Raw genomic sequence first — 14,362 nt, 5'->3', positions numbered from 1 at the left:
CTTTTGGGAAGCTGCTTCTCGAACTCTGCGACAAATGTGTCCTTGTCCCACTGTGATTTGCCAGCGTGATAAAACAGCTTTTCCAGGCGTTCCAACTCGTCGGCAGTAAAGCCAGTGGCTAAGGCCAGAATCGCAAAGCTTTTGTGCTCCTTGTTCACCATATCTAAGAGTAACGTAATTGCGTCGGTGGCTATATAGGTGCAATTTGAATCTTTAACATTTGTAGTTTTTACAGAGCGATTGGATCGACTGTCGGGCGAGCGAACAATGCCGCTTCCGGAACCATGCATGGGGCTGCGAAGCGGGTGATTGTTCGGTCACCGCCAGTCGAAAAGTGGATAAGCGACTTTTCCGTCAATGATATGTTAAACTTTTTCGTTGCATGTATATAGACTCAATTTTGCTTCAAGATCCTTGATTCTTTCCTCGTTCATAGCACCCTCCTTGTACTATAGTAATACCCAGTCTACGAATTTTGAAATGACCCAACCAACCTGTCTCGCTGTACTCAGTGGTACTCCCAGATCATATAACGCCCGCTAACTTGATCTTGAATGATTTGGATAGAAAGGTCTTTCCAAGAAGCTATAGTCCGCAAGGTATCAGTAATATTATCGGTATATTCCCTGATAGTATCTGCTACCTTTTTACTGCCGTAGTCCTCAACAAAGTCGAGCAATTTTTTAATGGCTTGCGATTCCAGCATGTCTGCTAACGTCAATACCGCTTTCTTGAGAGCTGCAGTTTTGATACCCTGTGTTTCTACCTTTGGCGACACTGTGTTGACCTTCGCCACAGAAGGGGTGAGTTGTGACACCGTGTTTGTCTCTGCGGCAAAAACAGAAGGTAGGTACTGCTACCGCCAAAACAGACAGAGCTAAAACAGGAGATAAAATTCTTTTGAACAACTTCATAGACAGCTTCATAAATTCCCCCTCCCTTTTATCGGCGAATCCGGCCCTCCGCATGCCCCACGATGCTCAATGGGATGATCTGTGTGGAGTTTTCATAGAACTTTTGACGCTACCTTTATCGGTTTATTTATTTCAATGAATACTATAAAAGGTTAAAAAAGTAAAAGTATGTCGCAATTTGTCGTTCACAAAAAGTTCATATAACCTATATTAGTACTCACATTTCGTACCCTAACAGGGTTGAAAGAAAGGATTTTTTGTTTCGTTTTTTAGAACAACTTTCCGACCAACACAACGAGTGATGAAAATCTTTTTTTACAATCTATGGTCATTTCGTATCACGTTATACGTAAATGCTCTCATCCATGCTCAATCCCTGCAGAATACTTCCTTGTGTGTCAAGGATTTATTCGACATTTGAACGAAAAAATCCTCCCGATTTTTGTCGGAAGGGTGCGAAATGTGAGGTCGAAATCAACATCATGAATAAGGGAACGAAGAAAGGATTTGATGCTTTATCAAAAGGTTGTACTGGCGTCTATCATGAAAAGCATGGCAGCTGATTTTAGCCGAACTTTTTGTTCCAGCCATGGAACGATGGCTGGATCGCGATGTTGGTGTTTGATCCTGTTATTCAAGGCTTCGAGCTGATTTTTCGCAAAAATTATCAACCGTATAGTGCACAGGCCAACGGTTTTCTTTTATAATGAATATGTCTTGACATTAATAATGACAGGAGGATACACATGAACGAACCGACGATTTCCCAGCGCAAGCTGTTAAGCATTGCCGGTCTCGGTTGGCTGTTTGACGCGATGGATGTCGGCATGTTGTCGTTTTTGATGGCCGCCTTGCAAAAAGATTGGAACTTGACGGCCGGGCAAGTCGGCTGGATCGGCAGCGTCAACTCGATCGGCATGGCGGTCGGGGCGCTCGTGTTCGGATTGCTTGCGGACCGGATCGGTCGAAAAAACGTCTTTATTTTGACGTTGTTATTGTTCTCGGTCGGCAGTGGGCTGTCGGCGCTCACGACGACGTTGGCGGCGTTTTTGGCGTTCCGCTTTTTGATCGGCATGGGGCTTGGCGGTGAGCTGCCGGTCGCGTCGACGCTCGTTTCGGAGGCGGTGCCGGCTAAAGACCGCGGACGGGTTGTCGTGCTGCTCGAGAGCTTTTGGGCGGGCGGCTGGCTGTTGGCGGCGCTCATCTCGTATTTCGTCATACCGGCTTACGGCTGGCGGACGGCGTTATGGCTGGCGGCGATCCCGGCGCTGTATGCGATCTATTTGCGCCTCCGTCTGCCTGATTCGCCGCGGTTTGCGGCCGCGCAAAAAGAGGAGACGGTGTGGAGCAATATCGTCAAAGTATGGTCCGCTCCCCATCGGAAAGAGACGGTTATGCTTTGGTTGCTTTGGTTTTGCGTCGTCTTTTCGTATTACGGCATGTTTTTATGGCTGCCGAGCGTTATGGTGATGAAAGGGTTTAGTTTAATTAAAAGCTTTGAATATGTGCTCATCATGACGCTGGCGCAATTGCCCGGCTATTTCAGCGCCGCATGGCTGATCGAGCGGGCGGGGCGGAAATTTGTCTTGGTCACGTACTTGCTTGGCACAGCATTGAGCGCTTACTTTTTCGGCACGGCCGAGTCGCTCGTCGGGCTGATGGCATCCGGCATTTTCTTGTCGTTTTTCAACCTCGGCGCTTGGGGAGCGCTGTATGCGTATACGCCGGAGCAGTATCCGACGTCGATTCGTGCGACCGGCGCCGGCATGGCGGCGGCGTTTGGCCGCATCGGCGGCATTTTCGGCCCGCTGTTGGTCGGTTCGCTTGTCGCCCAAGGGGTGTCGGTGACGGCCATTTTCACGCTGTTTTGTCTATCGGTCCTTGTCGCCGTTTTGGCGGTCGCGGTGTTGGGCAGCGAGACGAAGCAGCAGGAGCTTGCATGAGGAAAATCGTTGTAAGGGACATTCTCTAAGACAGATCTCTCACGAGAGTTGCGGGCTTTGGTTCGTGGCGCTCGTTAGGGGAGGCACGCCGAAATTGACAAACAAACGGCAGGGGCGGTACCTTAAGGGTAAGCCCCTTTTTTGATTGGCCAAGCTTTTGGTGGGTGTGCGCATCGACGCCCGCGGACGCCAAGGGGGAAAGCCAGTGCGAGAGGCGGTGAATCAATCTTGCGTCCGTCCGTGTCTGTCGTTATTCCGACGTACAATCGCCCGTATCCGCTTGCCGAGCTGCTCGAGTCGTTAAGCCGGCAGACGTACAAGCCGTTTGAGGTCATCATTGTCAATGACGGCGGCGTTCCGGTTCATGATGTCGTCGTCTTGTACCCGGAGCTTGACATCCGTCTCATCGACCGCCGCGACAACGAAGGACATGTCGCGGCCCGCAACGCAGGCGTCCAAGCGGCGCGCGGCGAATTCATCATGCTTTGCGACGACGATGACTTAGTGTTGCCGTGCCATCTCGAGCGGATGGTCGCAGCGCTCGAGCATGCGGACTTCGCCTATGCCGATGCGGAAATTGTCCAGTATCGGGTGGAAAACGATCAGCGCGTCCCATCCGCCCGTTTTTTATTTGCCTATGAGTATGATTTGGAAGCGATGCGGACGTTTTCGACGTACGTCCCGTCTGGAAGCGTGTATCGAAAATCGCTCCATGACGAGATCGGCTGCTTTGACCCGTCTGTCCACCATTATTGGGATTGGGACTTCTTTTTGCGCGCGGCGGTCGTCTGTCGCGTCGCCCGTGTCGCGGCGGCGACGGTCTTGTATGCATTCAGCCCGGACGGCGACAACGTGTCGCGACAGGTAGGCGGCAAGCGGCGCCAATATTTGCGGCGGCTTTGCGAGAAGCATGGGCTCGGCGACTTGCCGGTGAAAAACTTTTGGCTCTTGCTTGACGAGCCGGAAGTCGCGAAGCGCCGGGCGGACACCGAAGTCATTTGGAACGGTCAGCCGATCGTGTCGCGGTTTTGGATGCAAAAAAAGGCAGGATGGCGTTGACAAAAGGTTTTGGGGTTTGTTATGATAGTGGACAAAATCATATATGGATCGCGATGACGGATCAATAGTAGTTAACCCTCTCTTCCCAAGCGAGCCGGGGACGGTGGAAGCCCGGCGAAGATGGTTAATGAAACGGCAGTCCGGAGCGGAAATGGCAAAAAGGGGATGCGTGATTTGCGCATCAACTAGGGTGGAACCGCGGGAGCTACGCTCTCGTCCCTAGGCGTCAGGCCTAGGGGCGAGGGCGTTTTTGATTGGTGGACATCACATTGAAGGAGGATGAACACGATGGCTGTCACAATGGAAGAAATCGTCGCACATGCCAAGCATCGCGGCTTCGTTTTTCCGGGGTCGGAAATTTACGGAGGGCTGGCGAACACATGGGATTACGGCCCGCTTGGCGTTGAGCTGAAAAACAACATTAAACGGGCGTGGTGGAAAAAATTCGTTCAAGAGTCGCCGTACAACGTCGGGCTCGACGCCGCCATTTTAATGAACCCGAGAACGTGGGAGGCGTCCGGCCACTTAGGCAACTTCAACGATCCGATGGTCGACTGCAAACAGTGCAAAGCGCGTCATCGCGCCGATAAGTTGATTGAGAAGGCGCTCGAGGAAAAAGGGATCGAGATGATCGTCGACGGTTTGCCGCTTGCCAAGATGGATGAACTCATCAAGGAATACGACATCGCCTGTCCGGAATGCGGCAGCCGCGATTTCACGAACGTTCGCCAGTTCAACTTAATGTTCAAAACGTACCAAGGCGTCACCGAGTCGAGCGCCAACGAAATTTATTTGCGCCCAGAGACAGCGCAAGGCATTTTCGTCAACTTCAAAAACGTCCAGCGCACGATGCGCAAAAAATTGCCGTTTGGCATCGCGCAAATCGGCAAAAGTTTTCGCAATGAAATTACGCCGGGCAACTTTACGTTCCGCACGCGCGAATTTGAACAGATGGAGCTCGAGTTTTTCTGCAAACCGGGCGAAGAGCTGCAATGGCTTGAGTATTGGAAGCAGTTTTGCAAGGAGTGGCTGCTGTCGCTTGGCATGAAGGAGGACAACATCCGCCTGCGCGACCATGCGAAGGAAGAATTGTCCCACTACAGCAACGCCACGACTGACATCGAGTACCATTTCCCGTTCGGCTGGGGCGAGCTGTGGGGCATCGCGTCGCGCACGGATTACGACTTAAAGCGGCATATGGAATACTCGGGCGAGGACTTCCATTATCTCGACCAAGAAACGAATGAACGCTACATCCCGTACTGCATTGAGCCGTCGCTTGGCGCTGACCGCGTCACGTTGGCGTTTATGATCGACGCCTATGACGAAGAAGAGCTGGAAGACGGCACGACCCGGACGGTGATGCATTTGCATCCGGCGCTTGCACCGTACAAAGCGGCTGTCTTGCCGTTGTCGAAAAAGCTCGCTGATGGGGCGCGCCGCATTTACGAAGAGCTGGCGAAACATTTCATGGTCGACTATGATGAAACCGGCTCGATCGGCAAGCGGTATCGCCGCCAAGATGAAATCGGCACGCCGTTTTGCATCACATACGATTTCGAGTCTGAACAAGACGGCCAAGTGACCGTGCGCGACCGCGACACGATGGAACAAGTGCGGTTGCCGATTGGGGAGCTCAAAGCCTTTTTGGATGAAAAAATCGCTTTTTGATGACGGAAACGCCGGGGCATTCGTGAGGCCCCGGTTTTTTATCGGCTTTTTTGCCAAACAAGGAAGCAGGCGATTGAAAAAAGTCTGGAAACGGAACCGCTTTTATAGTTAAAATTTCAAAAAACCATCGAATTTCCGCCGCATAAATGGTAAAATAGAAGCATAGACTAGTTCCTGCATCCTGCACGAATCAAGGGGGTTAGCCATCATGGAAGGAAAACCGATCTATTACGATGGCAGTGGCCATCAGCCTAGTGACGCCGGCGAAAACGCCGCGAAAAACGAACCGTTTACGTTGACGGATGAAATAAGAAAACAAATTAGCGGCAATCCGTTTGCTGTTGAACAAAGCGAATAACCGATCCGCACGCCAATTGCCTCAAGGGCAATTTTTTTTGGGCAAATGATTTGCCAAATTCGCATCATCTTTCTATAATTATCTCTTGTTCGAGATATTTGAAGTAGAGGTAAAATGCATGTCATGTTTAAAAATGGCAAACACTAAAATGCTCAGATCATCAAGAAAGGGAGTATGCATCATGACGAAAGTATTGTACATCACCGCCCATCCTCACGACGACACGCAATCGTACAGCATGGCGGTTGGAAAGGCGTTCATTGAGACGTACAAACAAGTGCATCCGGACCATGAGGTGATCCATCTCGATTTATATAAAGAATACATTCCGGAAATCGATGTTGACGTATTCAGCGGTTGGGGCAAACTTCGCTCCGGGAAATCGTTTGAAGAGCTGTCTGATGAAGAAAAAGCGAAAGTCGGGCGGATGAACGAACTGTGCGAACAGTTTATTTCCGCCGATAAATATGTCTTTGTGACGCCAATGTGGAACTTTTCTTTCCCGCCCGTATTGAAAGCGTACATTGACGCCGTGGCGGTGGCCGGAAAAACGTTCAAGTATACAGAACAAGGGCCGATCGGGCTGCTCACCGATAAAAAAGCGCTCCATATTCAGGCGCGCGGCGGATTTTATTCGGAAGGCCCGGCGGCACAAATGGAGATGGGACATCGGTATTTAAGTGTCATTATGCAGTTTTTCGGCGTGCCGTCGTTTGAAGGACTGTTTGTCGAAGGGCATGCGGCGATGCCGGAAAAGGCGGAAGAAATAAAAGCGAACGCCATCGCCCGAGCGAAAGACTTGGCTCACACGTTCTAATGAGACGCTTTGAATAGGTTGGCGATTTCGAAATGTCATGAGAAATGACGCTTCACCGTCTCCGCCGGCGCGGCCGGCCTCATGATGTCGATTTCAAAATTGCATGGGAAATGACCGCGGTTGAGGACGCTCTCTGTTTAGAGAGCGTTCTTTTTGTTGTTCCGGCGGCGGAAGCGAAAATGAGGAGGCGGCGACGTTCGTATGCGATTGATGTCCAACGTATGGTATAATAAGCCATATAGCCGTGAGGAGTGGAGGTTCACCATTTGTGAACAAGGATCAACGATATCAGCCAGCGCGTTGGCACGGCATGGCGGCAACGCTGGCGGCCGGGCTGTTTGGCGTGCTTCTGTTCGCTGGCGGTCAGCTGCTGCTTTTACCCGAATTCTATCATCCTATTCATCTTTCTTTAGGGTTTGCCGCTGTCGTCGTCTGTTGGCTTGTCGCCTTGCAAGGATGGGCTGTATTTCCGCATACGCTGTCAACCGAGCGGCTCATGATGGGGGCGTTGTTTTTTTCTGCGGGGGCGCTCTTTTCTGTTCACTTTGTCCTTTCCTTCACAGAGGATGACGTTTTGGCGGCGCTATTTTCGCTCGCTGCCCGCTTTACGCTTGCTTGGGGGCTGCTCTTTCTCTTTTCACGGCCCGATGAGGTGATGGAACGGCAAAGCGGGCAACGCTGGCAGGCGTTTTTGGCCGCGTTTTTGTATACGGCGGCTGTTAGTTTGTTCATCCACATCACGTCCCCGTTTTGGCCGGCGCATGGGACGAGCCGCTGGCCGTTTTGGTGGCGCGCAGGGGAAGGAGCGGTCGGTTTGCTTGATGCAGCGGCGGCCGTGTTCGCATGGCGGCGTTTTCGGCAAGGGAGGGCTCCCGCTTCCCTATACTGGTCTATGGCGCTTCTATTATTTGCCCTCGGTCAATGGTTGCTCATGCTTGGCAGCGGGTACGGGCTATGGGGGCAGCTTTATGAAATGGCTGGATTTTTGTATGTCGTGCGTGCCATGTATATGGAAACGGTGGAAAAGCCGTACGTGGAGCTGAAGCACCGTGAACAACAGCTCGAGATGATGGCGAATGCCCTTGGAGAAGGATTGCTGATGGTGAATCGCGACGGGCAAATCGTTTGGATGAATCCGGAGGCGAGCCGGTTGATCGGCGCCACTTTGGAAGAGGCGAAAGGCAAGCCACTGTTTTCGTTTGTCTCGCTCGCGGGGCCAGACGGCGACAAGTGGGATTGGAAGCAGCTGCGGCGCGTCGTCAAACGGCTGAAAAGCGGCGAGGTGATTCGCGTCGAGGAGGAGCCGTTTCGCCGCCGCGACGGCGTCTGCCTGCCAGTCGGTTATACGCTGGCGCCGGTGTTGGAAAACGGTGCGCTGGCGGGGCTTGTCGCCGTCTTGCGCGACATGACGGAGAAAAAAGAGAAAGAGCGGCTTGAGCGTGAACGCGAACAACTCGACTTTGAACTGTCGCTTGCCGCAAATATGCAGCGGTCGCTTTTGCAGACATCTTCGAAAGTGAACTTGCCTTCGTACATCGACATCGGTGTCCTCAGCGTCCCTGCCCGAGTGTTGAGCGGCGATTTTTATCACTTTGCTGTCCATCAAACATCGGTGTCCGTCGGCATTGCCGATGTATCGGGAAAAGGCATTCCAGCGGCGATGCTCATGACGCTGATGAAATTTATTCTGGACCGGACCGTCCATTACGGAACACAGCCGCACGTATATCTTGACCTGCTGAACCGATTCGCCTACGACTACACGGAGCCGTCGATGTTTGTCACGATGTTTGTCGGCAATTACAACGAAAAAACACATACGTTCTCGTACGCGTGCGCTGGACACGAACCGGCGCTTTGGTATCGGGCGAAAACGAAGCAATGCGTGCCGCTAGGCGCCAAAGGCTGCGCGCTCGGCTTGTTTCCGCAATTTTCATTTGAGACCAAATCGGTTGTGCTTGAACCAGGCGATTTTGTGCTGCTGTACACCGACGGGGTGACGGAAAAGCGTACCGAAGAGGCGGACGATGACTTTTCCGTTCTCGCCGCGATGGTCGCCCGCGTCAACCTTGATCAGCCGGCGCCGGAGATCGTGCGCGAGTTGTACGAGCATATTCAAGCGTATCATCAATACGAACAAAAAGATGACCAGACGTTGTTGCTGCTGCGCCGCCGCTAGCATGGGCAGTTCGACTGCTTGATGCGTAAGGCGGCGCGATGTTTGACCGTTATGGCGAATAGGCGGCGAGCTGCCGCTTCAATTTCGCGATGGCCCGCTTTTGAATGCGGCTGATTGTCATTTGCGAGACGCCGAGCCTCTCGGCTAACGAGCGCTGCGTTTCCCCGCGCCGGAAGATGGCGTCGATGACGATTTGTTCTTGCTCGCTCAGTTTGCCGATCGCCTGCTCTAAATCCATTCGCTCGATCAGTGACTCGATTTCGTTCGCTTCATCAGCGACGAATTCACCGATCGTCGTCGCATCCTTTTCCCCGTCTTGCACCGGGGCATCGAGCGAAACGGCTTGGTAATGGTCCCGTCCGGCCAAAATTTCGATCGTTTCTTCGACCGATAAGCCTAAGTGGCCGGCGATCTCATCGAGCGTCGGCGAACGCTCGAGCTTGACGGTCAGCTCATCGATCGCCTGCTGCACTTTGCTTCCTTTTTCTTTCACCTTGCGCGGTACTTGGATGTACCATGCTTTGTCGCGCAAATAGTTTTTCATATAGCCGATCAAGCTTTTCATGGCGTATGACTCAAAGCTTGCACCTTGGCTCGGGTCATAATGATCGAGGAGGCGCAAAAACGACAGCCGTCCGATCTGAAACAAGTCTTCGTAAAAGTCAGGGCGGCTGCGCGCCATTTTTTTCGCTGCGGCCGCAATGAGCGGCTCGAAGCGCACGAGCAAGGCGGTCGCCGCTTCTTCCGTTTTTGTTTGTTGATAGGCGGAAATGAGGGCGTCAAGCTTGCTCTTGGACAGAGGAGGGGGATATACAGTCATGGGCATGCTCTCCTTCGCCGCGATGGCGGAATTTCGTCAGGCGGACTTCCGTTCCGCCCTTTGTGGTGACGGTGACATCGTCCATGAGCGCTTCCATCAAAAACAGGCCGAGGCCGCCAGCTTTGACGTCTTCAAGCGGCTTCGCGGACAGGGGCGCTGCTTGCTTGGCCACCCGTTTGTAATCAAACCCTTTGCCCTCGTCTTTAATGATGATTGAAAGTGCATCGGCGCGCATCTCAAAGCGAAGATGAATGACGCCGCCCCTTCCGTTGTACGCATGCAAAACAGCGTTGTTGCACGCTTCTGAGATGGCCACTTTCATATCTTCAATCTCTTCATAGGAAAATCCCATCTTGGCGGCCAGCCCGTATAGCGTCAAACGAGCGACATCGATAAACTGCGCATCAGCAGGAATCGACAGCTGTACGACGGTTTCATGCTCTTTCATGATTGCCCCTCGATCCTTTCTGTCGTGTCATTCATTGTCGAAAACAAGTAGGATACGCCGGTTAAATCAAACAAGCGTTGGACTTTCGGCGGCACGTTCTCAATCATAAACGGCGCTTCTTGTTTTTTGCGTGTTTTCAGCAGTGCGACAAACATCCCGATGCCGGTGCTGTCGATATACGACAACTCTTCAAGGCGGATGACGAGCGGCTTCGACGCATCGCCAGCGAGCGGCTCGACGGCGCGTTGAAACTGTTCGGCCGTCGCTAGATCAAGCTCCCCTTTTATGTATACAACATGCCGATCCGGCTGTTCATCATGCACGATATGAAATCGTTTCCTGTCCATAGCCGTTCACCTCACATAATCAATGAGTTAGCTGGATGATGGTGCGGGAAGGTTGTCCACCTTGCAATGTTTACACTCCTATACCCATATTTTATACTATATGAAACAGGAAAGGGCAGGGGAACGCGATGTTCACAAAGTGGAAAGAATGGGCAAGGGCGCTGAAACGGGAAATTTTTGTCTTGTATTCGGCCAGCCGCGATCGGCGCATCTCTGTCTGGCTGCGGCTCTTTATGCTTGGCGTTGCGGCGTATGCGTTCAGCCCGATCGATTTGATTCCCGATTTCGTTCCGGTTCTTGGGTATATCGATGATTTGTTGCTTGTGCCGCTAGGCATTTACTTGGCGCTGAAATGGCTGCCGAAAGACATCGTCGCCGAACACCGGGCGCGGGCGGAAGAGCTCGCCAAGCAAGGCAAACCGACGAATTGGGCCGCTGGGGCGCTGATCATTTTTTTATACGTGTTGCTTGGCGTCTGGCTGCTCCGCTGGTTGATTTCGTGGATATTTTGATCTTTCCCTCAATTTTTGATGGCTGAGGCAGGGGATTGGCGCATTTCCTGTTGGGGAAACAGGTTTCGCTGTGGTTGCCTCAATCTGAACATTCACTTCGCTTTGACGCTGGGGTCTTTTTGGTTACAATGATAAAAGGAAAAAGCCGATGGCAAAGGAGTTGCTCGCAATGCCGATTCTCAAAAACGACTGGGCTCCGCTGCTTGAAGAGGAGTTTCAAAAACCATACTACTTGAAGCTGCGCGAATTTTTAAAAGTGGAGTACCGAACGCGGACGATTTATCCGGATATGCACGATATTTTCAACGCCCTTCATTATACACCGTATGCAAACGTCAAAGTCGTGCTGCTCGGGCAAGATCCGTACCACGGCCCGGGGCAGGCGCACGGGTTGAGTTTTTCCGTCAAGCCCGGCGTACCGGTGCCGCCGTCATTAGTCAACATCTTCAAAGAGCTGCATGATGACCTTGGCTGCTACATACCAGATAACGGCTATCTCGTGAAATGGGCCGAGCAAGGGGTGTTATTGTTAAACACGGTGCTGACCGTCCGCCGCGGCCAGGCGAACTCCCACCGCGGCAAAGGGTGGGAACAATTCACCGACCGCGTCATTGAACTCGTCAATGAAAAAGACGATCCGGTCGTCTTTTTGCTTTGGGGCCGGAACGCTCAGGAGAAAAAAGAACGGATTACGAATCCGCGCCATCTGATTATTGAAGCGCCGCACCCGAGCCCGTTTTCCGCCGCGCGCGGCTTTTTCGGCCATCGCCCGTTTTCGCGGACGAACGCGTTTTTGATGAAATGCGGACGCGAACCGATCGACTGGCAAATCGAAAACATCGGCGTCCGTGCTGAATAAGGAGGAGAGAATGATGTCCATCTCGTTTGCGGCCGTTATCGCCAAGATGGAAGATGAGCTGCGGAAAGCGAGGTCCACGAACGACCTGCAGCGGGTGCGTGAACACGTCGCCGCCATTCGCGTTTTATGCGATTTGATGTTGGAGGCAACAAGCCATCCGCAGCCGTCCGCTTCGTCTGCCGCAGCCGGGCCGCTTGTCGTCGGCGGGCCGATTTCGGTTGCTGGCGGGCTTTCGCTTGGAGCCGTTTCTGTCGGGGGACGCTCCCCTGACATTGACGATGAGGCGAACGGAGAGTCGTTGCTGGATTTCTGAGAGTGGGACAGCGAATCCCCGTGGAACGGCCTTCTCCACAGGGATTCTTGATCAACAGAACTCCTTTAAACCGCTTGTCCTTGTTTGCGCCAAAGAACAAGAAGCGGTTCTCCGGCTTGGATGCGGGTCTTGTCGGTAGCGCTCCCCATTGACCGGTTCTGTCGAGTGAAGTGGCTGACATACATTAGTAATTTGTTGTCGGGGAACATTCCCATTATTATTAATGAATGAGGGAAAACAATCTTTCATTAGAAAGGCGGAACAGCTATGAAAACATTCATCCTTCTCGGCGCGCTCAATGCGTTTTTAGCCGTCGCATTGGGAGCGTTTGGCGCGCACGGGCTGGAAGGGAAGATTCCGGATCGTTATTTGGAGATTTGGAAAACGGCGGTCCAATACCAGATGTTCCACGCATTAGGGCTGCTTGTTGTCGGATTGCTCGCTGGCAAGGCGCCGAATGTCGGGCTGATCGGTGCGGCGGGCTGGGTGATGCTGGCGGGGATTGTGCTGTTTTCCGGCAGTTTGTACGTATTAAGTGTTACGCAAATCAAGCCGCTTGGCGCCATCACCCCGTTTGGCGGCGTCGCCTTTTTAATCGCTTGGGTGATGATCGGATATGCGGCATTAAAATGGTTGTAAACGGAGCGCAGGAGCGGAGCGCTCCGTTTTTTTGCCGCCGTCCCTCTCCGCTCTATAGCGAAAGCCATAGACTCAACGTCAACAACAGTCCAACGGCCCAATGATGGCGGGCGGCCCATTTCATGCCGCTTCTTTCCTCGGTTCGACTAGCGCCGGGGCGGAAACAGAGACGAAGCCGGATGGCAAGCGGCATCGCGAGCCCTGTGACCGCGGCAAGCAAAGGAACGATATGCCAAACGATCAAAGCAGCAATGGACAAGTAGGCGGAGACGAGAAGAAGCCCGAGAAGGCGCACGGCGTTGTTCCGTCCGAGCCGGATGGCTAATGTGCGGCGAAACGGCCGGTCTTTTTCGATGTCGCGGATGTTGTTTGTCAAAATCATCGAGGCGATCAGCAAGGCGAACGGGATGGACAAGGCAAACAGAGCGGTGTCTGGAACATGCCCTTGTACGGCATAAGCGAGTGCGGTCACGACCGGCCCCATGCAAACGGCGGCGGTCAACTCACCTAAACCGAGCGAGGCGAGCGGACGCGGCCCGGCTGAGTAGGCGATCCCGCAGATGATCGCTGCGGCGCCGATCCACGCGATGGCTGGATCGCTTTGCCACGCCAAGTACGCGCCTAACGCAACCGCGACGGCCAGCATGGCGCCAGCAACGGCAGGGATCGAGCGATGGGCAGGTCCATGGCCATGCCCGTTCGTCCATTTGTCATCGTCTTGGCCGCGCAACCGATCAAAATAGTCATTCAGCATGTTGACGGCTGACTGAATCAGCACAGAGGCGGCTAACATCGCCAGCAGCACCTCGATCCGAACGGCGCCCTTTTTCGCCGCCAGCGCGGTGGCGGCCAGCACAGGGCTGATCGTTCCGCTCCATGTCGGCGGGCGCATTAAGTGAAGCCATGAAAAACGGTAAACCCAATGCCGATCTTCTTCACGATGTTCATATCGCAATGCGAACCCCTCGTTTCCGTTAGGAGAGTAAAAGCATGCATACGATGAGCACGACAAATCCGGCCGCTTCGACCGACTGAACGGCAATGATCGAGGTCATCGCTTTTTTTAACGGCGCATCGTCACCGCCATTGGCTTGGCGCCAAAGGTCTTCATTGGAAAACACCGTCATCGCCTTGCGGTAGCCGACGAACATCCCCCAAGCGAGCGTTGCGATGCCTGTGAGAAGGGCGGTCAGCCATACACGGCCATAGGCGGTCTGCCATACATCTGCCCAACGGTTGATCGGTCCGGCGGCTGTGCCAAGCCATATGCCAGTGGCGATGACGACGGCACTTGCCGCGGCGAGCGGCCGATGCGACCACTGCATGAGCGAGCGGAAAAATTGCCGGCGCTCAAGAGGCGGCATGAATTGGGAGGCTGGATACACTGCCCAGCCGATGAATGCCACGCCCCCCACCCACATGATCGCCGCGATAAGATGTACCCCCAGCAGGAAATCACGCGACGTCCAAACCATCAGTAGAC

At 53.2% G+C, this 14,362-nt stretch carries 16 protein-coding genes; 10 read left to right on the top strand and 6 right to left on the bottom strand.

The genetic code is table 11. The features are described from left to right. Positions 1–508 precede the first annotated feature (508 nt). Positions 509–817, bottom strand: a complete 309-nt coding sequence (locus ACVBDQ_RS05055; RefSeq protein ID WP_123961348.1) for a hypothetical protein — start codon at positions 815–817, stop codon at positions 509–511. A gap of 843 nt (positions 818–1,660) precedes the next feature. On the opposite strand from ACVBDQ_RS05055, the gene ACVBDQ_RS05050 reads away from it, so the two are divergent. From ACVBDQ_RS05050 to ACVBDQ_RS05025, 6 genes are all read left to right on the top strand, one after another. Next, the gene (locus tag ACVBDQ_RS05050; protein ID WP_062899059.1) at positions 1,661–2,857 is read left to right on the top strand and encodes an MFS transporter; all 1,197 of its coding nucleotides are present in this window, start codon (positions 1,661–1,663) and stop codon (positions 2,855–2,857) included. A 228-nt stretch (positions 2,858–3,085) separates the two neighbouring features. Then, positions 3,086–3,916 carry a glycosyltransferase family 2 protein gene (locus tag ACVBDQ_RS05045; protein WP_014197004.1) on the top strand — a complete coding sequence of 277 codons (831 nt, stop codon included), beginning with the start codon at positions 3,086–3,088 and terminating at the stop codon, positions 3,914–3,916. A 288-nt stretch (positions 3,917–4,204) separates the two neighbouring features. After that, positions 4,205–5,587, top strand: coding sequence for a glycine--tRNA ligase (locus ACVBDQ_RS05040; RefSeq protein WP_014197003.1), 1,383 nt, complete (start codon positions 4,205–4,207; stop codon positions 5,585–5,587). Positions 5,588–5,795: 208 nt separating this feature from the next. Then, positions 5,796–5,945 carry a hypothetical protein gene (locus tag ACVBDQ_RS05035; RefSeq protein WP_014197001.1) on the top strand — a complete coding sequence of 50 codons (150 nt, stop codon included), beginning with the start codon at positions 5,796–5,798 and terminating at the stop codon, positions 5,943–5,945. A gap of 181 nt (positions 5,946–6,126) precedes the next feature. After that, positions 6,127–6,762 (top strand): FMN-dependent NADH-azoreductase, encoded by a 636-nt coding sequence (locus tag ACVBDQ_RS05030; RefSeq protein ID WP_021321322.1) that lies wholly within the window; start codon positions 6,127–6,129, stop codon positions 6,760–6,762. A gap of 310 nt (positions 6,763–7,072) precedes the next feature. Then, complete coding sequence (locus tag ACVBDQ_RS05025) at positions 7,073–8,941, top strand: SpoIIE family protein phosphatase (protein WP_128721753.1); 1,869 nt, start codon at positions 7,073–7,075, stop codon at positions 8,939–8,941. A gap of 49 nt (positions 8,942–8,990) precedes the next feature. Here the strand turns inward: ACVBDQ_RS05025 and ACVBDQ_RS05020 are convergent, their stop codons facing one another. Genes ACVBDQ_RS05020 through ACVBDQ_RS05010 form a run of 3 tightly spaced genes read right to left on the bottom strand, consistent with a single transcriptional unit; the run spans position 8,991 to position 10,556 of the window. After that, positions 8,991–9,761, bottom strand: a complete 771-nt coding sequence (locus ACVBDQ_RS05020) for a sigma-70 family RNA polymerase sigma factor (RefSeq protein ID WP_014196998.1) — start codon at positions 9,759–9,761, stop codon at positions 8,991–8,993. Beyond that, positions 9,721–10,209 (bottom strand): anti-sigma B factor RsbW, encoded by a 489-nt coding sequence (gene rsbW, locus ACVBDQ_RS05015; RefSeq protein ID WP_014196997.1) that lies wholly within the window; start codon positions 10,207–10,209, stop codon positions 9,721–9,723. The genes ACVBDQ_RS05020 and rsbW overlap by 41 nt, the downstream gene beginning before the upstream one ends. Further along, on the bottom strand, positions 10,206–10,556 hold the full coding sequence (locus ACVBDQ_RS05010) for an STAS domain-containing protein (protein ID WP_014196996.1): 351 nt from the start codon (positions 10,554–10,556) through the stop codon (positions 10,206–10,208). The genes rsbW and ACVBDQ_RS05010 overlap by 4 nt, the downstream gene beginning before the upstream one ends. 128 nt (positions 10,557–10,684) lie before the next feature. Here ACVBDQ_RS05010 and ACVBDQ_RS05005 point away from each other — a divergent pair, with 128 nt between their 5' ends. From ACVBDQ_RS05005 to ACVBDQ_RS04990, 4 genes are all read left to right on the top strand, one after another. Next, positions 10,685–11,068, top strand: coding sequence for a YkvA family protein (locus tag ACVBDQ_RS05005; protein ID WP_014196995.1), 384 nt, complete (start codon positions 10,685–10,687; stop codon positions 11,066–11,068). A 169-nt stretch (positions 11,069–11,237) separates the two neighbouring features. Next, positions 11,238–11,927 carry a uracil-DNA glycosylase gene (locus ACVBDQ_RS05000; RefSeq protein ID WP_013524842.1) on the top strand — a complete coding sequence of 230 codons (690 nt, stop codon included), beginning with the start codon at positions 11,238–11,240 and terminating at the stop codon, positions 11,925–11,927. A 13-nt stretch (positions 11,928–11,940) separates the two neighbouring features. Beyond that, complete coding sequence (locus ACVBDQ_RS04995; protein ID WP_025039370.1) at positions 11,941–12,240, top strand: YwdI family protein; 300 nt, start codon at positions 11,941–11,943, stop codon at positions 12,238–12,240. A gap of 267 nt (positions 12,241–12,507) precedes the next feature. Beyond that, complete coding sequence (locus tag ACVBDQ_RS04990; protein WP_014196993.1) at positions 12,508–12,879, top strand: DUF423 domain-containing protein; 372 nt, start codon at positions 12,508–12,510, stop codon at positions 12,877–12,879. A gap of 52 nt (positions 12,880–12,931) precedes the next feature. Here the strand turns inward: ACVBDQ_RS04990 and ACVBDQ_RS04985 are convergent, their stop codons facing one another. Further along, positions 12,932–13,834, bottom strand: a complete 903-nt coding sequence (locus ACVBDQ_RS04985) for a prenyltransferase (protein ID WP_014196992.1) — start codon at positions 13,832–13,834, stop codon at positions 12,932–12,934. A gap of 19 nt (positions 13,835–13,853) precedes the next feature. Then, complete coding sequence (locus ACVBDQ_RS04980; protein ID WP_014196991.1) at positions 13,854–14,354, bottom strand: hypothetical protein; 501 nt, start codon at positions 14,352–14,354, stop codon at positions 13,854–13,856. Positions 14,355–14,362: the final 8 nt, after the last annotated feature.

Source organism: Geobacillus sp. CCR (assembly GCF_052906625.1).
Note: the sequence above shows the minus strand (reverse complement) of the source record. Positions and strands in the feature narration are given on the sequence as shown.